The sequence below is a fragment of the Kitasatospora sp. NPDC007106 genome, from assembly GCF_040634455.1.
GTDB lineage: Bacteria > Actinomycetota > Actinomycetes > Streptomycetales > Streptomycetaceae > Kitasatospora > Kitasatospora arboriphila.
Window position 1 is genome coordinate 1 of record NZ_JBEYFP010001473.1, and the last position, 1,021, is coordinate 1,021.

The window sequence follows — 1,021 nt, forward strand, 5'->3', positions numbered from 1 at the left end:
ACGGATCCTCGCCCGCCGCCGCGCCCGGCGGCGGGGCCCGAAAGGACGGCACGATGTTCCAGGAACGACGGGAACGCCGGGAGGCCAACCGCGCCTTCGACCACGGCGACGGCGTGACCCGGTACCGCATGCAGCAGAAGATGGTGTCGATCGGCGACGACTACTGGATCGACGACGAGTCCGGTGACCACGTCTACAAGGTCGACGGCAAGGCGCTCCGCGCCCGCCGTACCTTCCACCTGGAGGACGGGCAGGGCCACCGGGTGGCGACCGTGCAGAGCCGGCCGCTGCGGATCAAGGACTCGATGGCGATCGACGACGCCGAGGGGCACCGGGTCGCCGTCGTCAAGAAGGCCGTGATCAGCCCCGTCCGCGACCGGTGGACGATCAAGCAGGAGGACGGCGACGACCTCACCGTGGACGGCAACGTGGTCGACCACGAGTACACCATCGAGCGCGACGGCTACAAGATCGCCGAGGTCTCGAAGAAGTGGTTCCGGGTCCGCGACACCTACGCCGTGGACATCGGCCCGGACGCCGACCACACCACCGTCCTGGCAGCGGCCGTGGCCATCGACTCCATGGCCCACCCGGGCGACTGAGACCGGCACCGCGGCGGGACGCCCGCCGTCCGGCACCGCGGCGGGGTTCCCGCCGGCGGCCGTGCGGCAGGATTCCCGCCGTCCCGCGGCGCCGGGAGGAGGCTGCTCAGCGACCGTGGGCCGTGGGATGCCGCGGCTCGTACACCGCGAGTTCCGCACCGCTCGGGAGGCGGATCGCGGCGAGCCGGCCCCAGCCCCGGTCACTCGGCTCGCGGGCGATCCCGACACCGCGGGCGCGGAGTTCGCCGAGCAGGGCGTCGAGGTCCTCGCACATCAGGTACAGCTCGTGCGAGGCCCCGCCCTCGGTGGGGTGGACGGCGAGCTCGGCCGGCGGCAGTCCGAAGATCAGCCAGCCGCCGCCCGCGTCGACCCCGGGGAACCCGAGGACGTCCCGGACGAAGGCCCGGTCGGCCTCGGCG

The 1,021-nt window shown here is 73.3% G+C and carries 2 protein-coding genes; one reads left to right on the plus strand and one right to left on the minus strand.

From position 1 onward, the window contains the following. On the plus strand, positions 1-602 hold a 602-nt coding region (locus ABZ641_RS39380; RefSeq protein WP_359989562.1), incomplete at its 5' end, for an LURP-one-related family protein. A gap of 106 nt (positions 603-708) precedes the next feature. On the opposite strand, the gene ABZ641_RS39385 is transcribed toward ABZ641_RS39380, so the two are convergent. Then, positions 709-1,021: VOC family protein (locus ABZ641_RS39385; protein ID WP_359989564.1), on the minus strand; the 313-nt coding region annotated here is incomplete at its 5' end.